The 6,948-nt window shown below is 51.0% G+C and carries 4 protein-coding genes, 1 tRNA gene and 2 pseudogenes; 6 read left to right on the forward strand and 1 reads right to left on the reverse strand.

Going from position 1 to position 6,948, the window contains the following annotated elements:
* Nucleotides 1-25: 25 nt before the first annotated feature.
* The gene (locus JK211_RS14095) at nucleotides 26-868 is read left to right on the forward strand and encodes a metal ABC transporter permease (protein WP_343876842.1); all 843 of its coding nucleotides are present in this window, start codon (nucleotides 26-28) and stop codon (nucleotides 866-868) included.
* Nucleotides 861-1,667 (forward strand): metal ABC transporter permease, encoded by an 807-nt coding sequence (locus tag JK211_RS14100; protein WP_212709311.1) that lies wholly within the window; start codon nucleotides 861-863, stop codon nucleotides 1,665-1,667. Before JK211_RS14095 ends, JK211_RS14100 begins: the two co-directional genes overlap by 8 nt.
* Before the next feature lie 64 nt (nucleotides 1,668-1,731).
* On the opposite strand, the gene JK211_RS14105 is transcribed toward JK211_RS14100, so the two are convergent.
* Nucleotides 1,732-1,875 carry a hypothetical protein gene (locus tag JK211_RS14105; protein WP_212709312.1) on the reverse strand — a complete coding sequence of 48 codons (144 nt, stop codon included), beginning with the start codon at nucleotides 1,873-1,875 and terminating at the stop codon, nucleotides 1,732-1,734.
* Between the two features lie 6 nt (nucleotides 1,876-1,881).
* Between JK211_RS14105 and JK211_RS14110 the strand changes: the two genes are divergently transcribed.
* The 4 genes and pseudogenes from JK211_RS14110 (at nucleotide 1,882) to JK211_RS14125 (ending at nucleotide 6,690) form a co-directional block, all read left to right on the forward strand.
* Nucleotides 1,882-1,957 (forward strand) — tRNA-Asn (locus JK211_RS14110).
* 196 nt (nucleotides 1,958-2,153) lie between these two features.
* A pseudogene (locus JK211_RS14115) lies at nucleotides 2,154-2,945 on the forward strand (tyrosine-type recombinase/integrase); the annotation flags it as partial.
* 86 nt (nucleotides 2,946-3,031) lie between these two features.
* Nucleotides 3,032-5,988: pseudogene (locus JK211_RS14120) on the forward strand (Tn3 family transposase).
* 117 nt (nucleotides 5,989-6,105) lie between these two features.
* Complete coding sequence (locus tag JK211_RS14125; RefSeq protein ID WP_212709313.1) at nucleotides 6,106-6,690, forward strand: recombinase family protein; 585 nt, start codon at nucleotides 6,106-6,108, stop codon at nucleotides 6,688-6,690.
* Nucleotides 6,691-6,948: the final 258 nt, after the last annotated feature.

The raw sequence follows: 6,948 nt of genomic DNA on the forward strand, positions 1-6,948 counted from the left end.
TCACGGTTTCTTAAGCAGCCAGCCGGTGCAAACAGCGTTGATCGTCGGTGGCGGTGCTGCAGTGGTATGCGGTATCACCGGCGTCTTTGCGTTAATCCGTGGTCATGCTTTTGCCGGGCATGCGTTATCGGATATCAGCAGTGCCGGAGGCGCCGCCGCTTTTCTGCTCGGAATAAATGCCCTGGCCGGATTTACTATTATGGCGCTGGCAGGAGCCGCTGGTATTGAACTCAGTGCTGCACGTCACAGCCGGGAGCGTAGCCTGTCAACCGGCATAGTACTCAGTGCCGGACTGGGTTTTTCGGCCCTGTTCCTTTATTTTGCGGTCAGAAAACATAATTCTTCCGGTGCAACCTTATCGGTCATGTTCGGTTCTGTCTGGACCCTGCCGGCCGCGATTGTCCCGTGGATTATCATTTGCGGCGGATGTGCTCTGCTGCTGCTGATCTTAATCTGGCGTCCGGTATTACTGTGTGCCATTGACCCGGACCTGGCGAGGATGCGCGGGATTAATGTACGGCTGGTCGGGGTAATGCAACTGGCAGCTCTCGCTCTGGCCGTCGCCCTATCGTCAATGACCGTCGGCGCTATTCTGTCTACCGCATTACTGACCGGCCCGGCAGCTATCGCACTGCGCTTTAGCCGATCGCCCCTGACTGCTGTCTGTCTGGCAGCGCTCAGTGGACTATTATCGGTCTGGCTCGGTATCTGGATGGCTTATCAGAGTTTCTACTGGACCAATAGTCAGGGCTGGCCGGTCAGCTTCTTTATCGTCAGTATTATTTTTACCGGCTGGGCAGTCAGCGGCCTGTTCCCGCGGGGGATCGGTTTTTTCCGCCAACTTTTCAGGAAGAAGCGTCATGTTTAGCGGTTTTATGTTTACCAGCTGGATAGCCGCCAGTCTGGTGGCAATAGTCTGCGGGCTGGTGGGTTTTTTTGTGATTCTGCGTGGTGCCTCATTTACCGCCCATGCACTGCCGATGAGTGCTTTTCCGGGAGCCGCAGCCGCCGTTTTACTGGGGGTTAATCCGTTCTACGGAGTTTTGTTATTTTCTGTACTGGGCGCATTAGGTATTCATACCTTCGGCCGCCATCATCACCGGGAAGTGGCTACAGCTTTGTGTCTGGTCACTCTGCTGGCTATCGGCACACTGTTGCTCAGCCTGAGCGGCCGTTATGTGCAATCCGTATACTCGTTACTGTTTGGTGATTTACTGGGTATCAGCCGTTCACAGCTGTTACCGCTGGCCATCAGCGCACTGGTTGCCGTACTGATGATCGCAACACTTTTCCGCCGTCTGCTGCTCAGTTCGTTTTCACCGGATCTGGCGGCAGTGAGAGGGATCCCATTGCGTAATACCGAGCTGTGGTTCCTTGCGATCCTGGCGTTAACCACCAGTATTGCATTACCAGTGGTGGGTTCCCTGCTGGTCTTCAGCCTGATGATTGCCCCGCCAGCAATTGCCCGCTCATTATGCAGCCGGCCAGCCAGCGCCCTGTTATTATCGGTGGTAATCTCCCTGACTGTAGTTTGGAGCGCGATTGCCCTGTCATGGTTGACTGACTGGCCGCCGGTTTTTTTTGTCGGGACGCTGGGGGCACTGTTCTGTCTGATGGAACGCGGGTATTCTCGGTTTCGTGAAACAGCGTGCTCAAAGGACAGCTAAATTTTACCCGTATTCCCGCCACGCACGGCTGAGGTACGGGTTCGGTACTCAGCTCAGCCGCTGATTACAGTGGCTGAGTACCTTCCCCATTACCCGTATCCGCTATTCCCGCCAGTCGGGCGCTGAAATATTCAGCACTCAGTGCCGGCAGCACTAAAATGGCTTTGACAACCCTGCCAGCCGCCGTTAATATTCGCCCCGTCTTCACGACAATTCCTCTGTAGTTCAGTCGGTAGAACGGCGGACTGTTAATCCGTATGTCACTGGTTCGAGTCCAGTCAGAGGAGCCATATTAAAGAAGCCCGCTTAAGGAAACTTACGCGGGCTTCTTGCTTTTCATACAGCTCGGCGACTCATTATGTGATTCTGATTCAATAAGCTGGCGTGAAAAATCTTCCCGGTGCATTTTCAATTTTTCCTCCGCAGCGGGAGAATTTGGTGGTCAGATTTGGGGTCAAGTTGGTTCGATGACGGAGTGACCCCCAAATGTCTCTTAACGACTCAAAAATCCGCAACTTAAAACCATCAGCAAAACCCTTCAAAGTTTCCGATTCTCATGGTCTGTACCTTTTAGTTAATCCAGGCGGTTCACGTCTCTGGTATCTCAAATATCGCATCAATAGAAAAGAATCCCGCCTCGGCTTAGGTGCCTACCCTGATGTATCTCTGGCCGACGCTCGTCAGCAACGTGACGGTATTCGAAAATTGCTGGCGCAGAATATCAACCCAGCACAACAGCGATCCGCTGAACGAACTACTTCCTCACCAGAAAAAACCTTCAAGACCGTGGCATTGAGCTGGCATAAAAGCAACCGAACCTGGTCAGAGAACCATGCCGCCCGTCTGCTCGCCAGCATGAATAGTCATATCTTCCCAATAATTGGACACCTGCCTGTTACAGAACTGAAAACCCGTCACTTTATTGACCTGCTGAAAGGGATTGAGAAAAAAGGTTTGCTGGAAGTGGCGGCTCGTACCCGGCAGCATATGTGCAACATCATGCGTCATGCCGTACATCAGGAATTAATAGAGCACAACCCGGCGGCAAATCTGGACGGTATTATCGCCCCTCCGGTTAAACGCCACTACCCTGCCCTTCCGCTGGAGAAACTACCGGAACTGTTAACCCGCATTGAGAACTACAAGCAAGGGCGAGAATTAACCCGTTTGGCAGTATCGCTCACCCTGCACCTGTTCATCCGTTCCAGCGAATTGCGTTTCGCCCGTTGGTCTGAGATCGATTTCAGAAACAAAATCTGGCCTAGTGGGAGCGAAGCTGCAAAATGCGACATCTGACTTTTTTGAACTGGATCTGAGTAAAAATCAGTCACCTGTGAAATGGTTGCCATAGCGATTACTCATTGATGATTCAGGGAGTTGGGATGATGTCACAGGATCAGACTTTTGATGACAGGGATGAGTGGCGTTTGCTTGCTGACGAGCTTTCGCTGTTACCGGGAATGACCGATACGGGGCGTTTGGGATTTGCCATTCAACTAAAATTCCGACAGGTACAGGGCCATTACCCTGAATCAATAAACGATTTCCCTTCAGGTATCGTACATGCTATTGCTGTGCTGAGCAGATCGGATGCGCTGCTGTATCCCTTGAAAACTATCCGTTTCATGGACGGCAGGCTCAGCGACACCGACAACATATTCGTCGCTATCTGGGTGTCAGACTCCCCAATAAAGCTGACATTGCACGACTTAGCACCTGGTTAACCGAGTTTATTCTCCCGTTAAATCCGCAGGCTGTACACGGCAGCGAACTTGTTACTGACTGGTGTCAGGAACAGCTGATTGAACGTCCGGCTGCCGAGCACCTGGAGCGGATTATTCGTTCAGCCGTACACCAGTTCGAAACAACGCAACAAAACACCATATTTACCCGACTTTCACTCGACAGCAAGGTTGCCATCAATCATCTACTGTCAGCCGAAGAACCGGGCACTGCCCGGGTAAACGAAGTCACATTCAGCGGCCTAAAAGCTGACCCGGGAAAGCCCAGCCTGGAGAATGTCCTTTCCGTCATCGCCCAGCTAAAATGCCTTGATGGTGTTGCGCTACAGCCGAATATTTTTCAGGGCATATCCCCTAAATTCATCGTGCAGTTTCAACAACGGTGTGCCAGTGAATCGATCAGGGAGCTTCGTCGCCACCCTTCAGCGATCCGTTACAGTATGGTGGCTATGTTTTGCTGGCGTCGCCGCCAGCAGCTGACCGATGCGTTGATTGAGATGTTGATGGTGCTAATCCATAACCTTGGCACCCGGGCTGAAAAAAAGGTCGATAAAAAGCAGTTTGCGGCGTTTAAAAAAGTCAGGGGCAAGGCGCGTTTGCTGTTCCGCATGGCCGAGGCCACTGTTGACCAGCCGGACGGCGTCATAAAGGAGGTTGTCTATCCCGTTGTCTCACAGAAAATGCTGCAAAATCTGGTCGATGAATTTAAAACGCTGGGGGTAAATACTGAGCAGGAAGTACAGGAATCCATGCGTTCTTCTTACGGTAGCCACTATCGCCGGATGTTGATGCCGGTACTGGATCGGCTTGAGTTTCAGTCCGGCAACGCCCTGTATCGGCCCGTTATTGATGCTATCCAGATTATTAAGGAAAACAGAACCAGCAATCAGAATTTCTATGCGGTGGGTGATGTGCCTGTTGACGGTATTATTCAGAAAAAATGGCGGGATGTTGTCATCGTACAGAGCCAGTCCGGTGAAGAACGCATTAATCGTATCAACTATGAAATTTGTGTTTTACGGGCTTTACGCAAAAGCCTGCGCAACAAAGAAATCTGGGTCACAGCCGCTGATCGCTATCGTGATCCGGCAGAAGATCTCCCTGCCGATTTTGCCACTAACCGCGCATATTATTATTCCCTGTTGCAGGCACCTACTGATGCGACAACCTTTATTAATCAGATCAAAGGCAGGATGCGCCAGTGGCTCGGTACCCTGAATAATGGCTTGCCAGATAATCCCAAACTTCGCATCAGGGAACAGGGGAAAAATCGTATCCACCTGACGCCGCTGGATAAACAAACTGAGCCACCCAACACCGCTGCGCTGAAGCAGGAGATTGGCCAGCGTTGGGCCGATCTGGAGTTGATAGACATACTCAAGGAGGTGGATTTACGGGAACATTTCTCGTCGTTATTTCGCACATCTGCCAGTCGGGAAGTTCTTGAGCCTGAGGTATTACAACGCCGCCTGTTATTATGTCTGTTTGGCCTCGGTACCAATGTAGGCCTGAAGCGTATCGCCAGCCAGCAACCCCGCGTTAACTATGATGAATTGCGCTACGTTAAACGGCGGTTTATTCAGAAAGATGCTTTACGCTCAGCGATTTCACATATTGTGAACGGTATTTTCCGTATTCGTCAGCCCGCTATCTGGGGAAATGCGACGACATCCTGTGCTGCGGACTCCCGAAAGTTTGGTGCGTATGATCAGAATCTGATGACAGAATGGCATGCCCGCTATGGCGGGCGCGGTGTGATGATTTACTGGCATGTCGATACGCACTCCACGTGTATTTATTCACAATTGCGCCGCTGTTCCTCATCGGAGGTGGCCGCGATGATGGAAGGAGTTCTGCGTCACTGTACCGATATGGAAATAAACCACCAGTATGTGGACAGCCACGGGCAAAGTGAGGTGGCCTTTGCGTTCAGTGATGTGCTGGGGTTCGATTTATTGCCGCGCCTGAAAGCGATCGCCCGACAGAAACTGTATGTGTGTGAAAAGGAAGATGCCTTGTTGTACCCGCATCTGACGCCGGTTTTAACCCGGGGGATCGACTGGGAGCTTATTGCACAACAGTATGACGAGATAATTAAATATACAGCGGCACTTAAAACCGGAACAGCCGAACCCGAGGCCATATTACGACGATTCACCCGCAATAACATTCAGCATCCAACCTATAAGGCACTCGCGGAGCTGGGCAAAGCGATTAAGACTATCTTCCTCTGCCGTTATTTGCAGAATGAGTCGCTGCGTTGCGAAATTAATGCGGGTCTCAACGTCGTGGAAAACTGGAACAGCGCCAATAATTTTATTTTTTATGGTGAACACGGAGAATTTACCAGCAACCGGCCTGCGGATCAGGAACTGTCGATGCTCTCTTTACACCTATTGCAAATCAGCCTGGTCTATATCAATACCTTGTTGATTCAGAATGTGCTCGCTGAGCCAGTCTGGCAGCATCGAATGACAGAAGAAGACTGGCGTGGTCTGACGCCATTGATATACCACCATGTTAATCCATATGGTCGTATCGAACTGAACATGGATCAACGGCTGGCGCTGGCAGCCTGATAGTGTCCAGAACCGTTCGGTTTCGTACACTGGATCTCAATACTGTCCGAAAGTAAGTGAAATTTATTTCGGACACACATTATAATCCGTACATCCTTTTCGGACGGAAATTTCATTATGTCACGCGTTTTTGCTTACTGCCGCGTTTCCACACTGGAGCAGAACACGGAAAACCAGCGCAGGGAAATAGAAGCTGCCGGTTTTGCCGTCAAATCCCAAAGGCTTATTGAGGAGCACATCAGTGGCTCCGTTGCTGCCAGTGAGCGGCCGGGATTTACCCGTCTGCTCGACAGAATGGAAAATGGTGACGTGCTGATTGTCACCAAACTGGATCGTCTTGGACGAAATGATATGGATGTCAGAAAAACAGTGGAACAGCTGGCTGCGTCAGATATTCGGGTTCACTGCCTGGCACTGGGTGGCGTGGATCTCACCAGCCCGGCCGGAAAAATGACCATGCAGGTGATTTCTGCCGTAGCGGAATTTGAGCGCGATCTGCTGCTTGAGCGCACACACTCGGGTATCGCCCGGGCCAGAGCATCAGGGAAACGCTTTGGACGCCCCTCTGCCCTGAATGATGAACAGAAAAAATCGGTACTGGAACGGCTCAGTACGGGAATGTCTGTGAGTGCAGTGGCCCGTGAATTTGGAACGACCCGACAGACTATTCTCAGGGTAAAGGCGGCTATTCCAGCAGCGTAAACCACCATGTCTGACAGAATCAGTCGTTTCTTTGTCCCGGAACAATGACGATAAAATATCGCCTGGTTACGATGGAATGTTATTTATAGATAAAAATGTGCAGGGAATCAGCATGGAAATTATTGGCGACAACACCTGTATTACCAGCATCAGGCCCAAAAGCAAGGTTGTTTACTGTCGCGGTGAGCCGCATAAATACTGGCTTGAGCTTCAATTCGTGGATGAGAACAACAATCCGGTTACCGGGCTGAATGTGCA

Source organism: Tatumella sp. JGM130 (genome assembly GCF_018257525.1).
Taxonomy (GTDB): domain Bacteria; phylum Pseudomonadota; class Gammaproteobacteria; order Enterobacterales; family Enterobacteriaceae; genus Tatumella; species Tatumella punctata.

Coding starts and splice junctions, on each gene's coding strand:
- JK211_RS14100 (WP_212709311.1), top strand. CDS start 861: ATGTTTAGCGGTTTTATGTTTACCAGCTGGATAGCCGCCAGTCTGGTG.
- JK211_RS14125 (WP_212709313.1), top strand. CDS start 6,106: ATGTCACGCGTTTTTGCTTACTGCCGCGTTTCCACACTGGAGCAGAAC.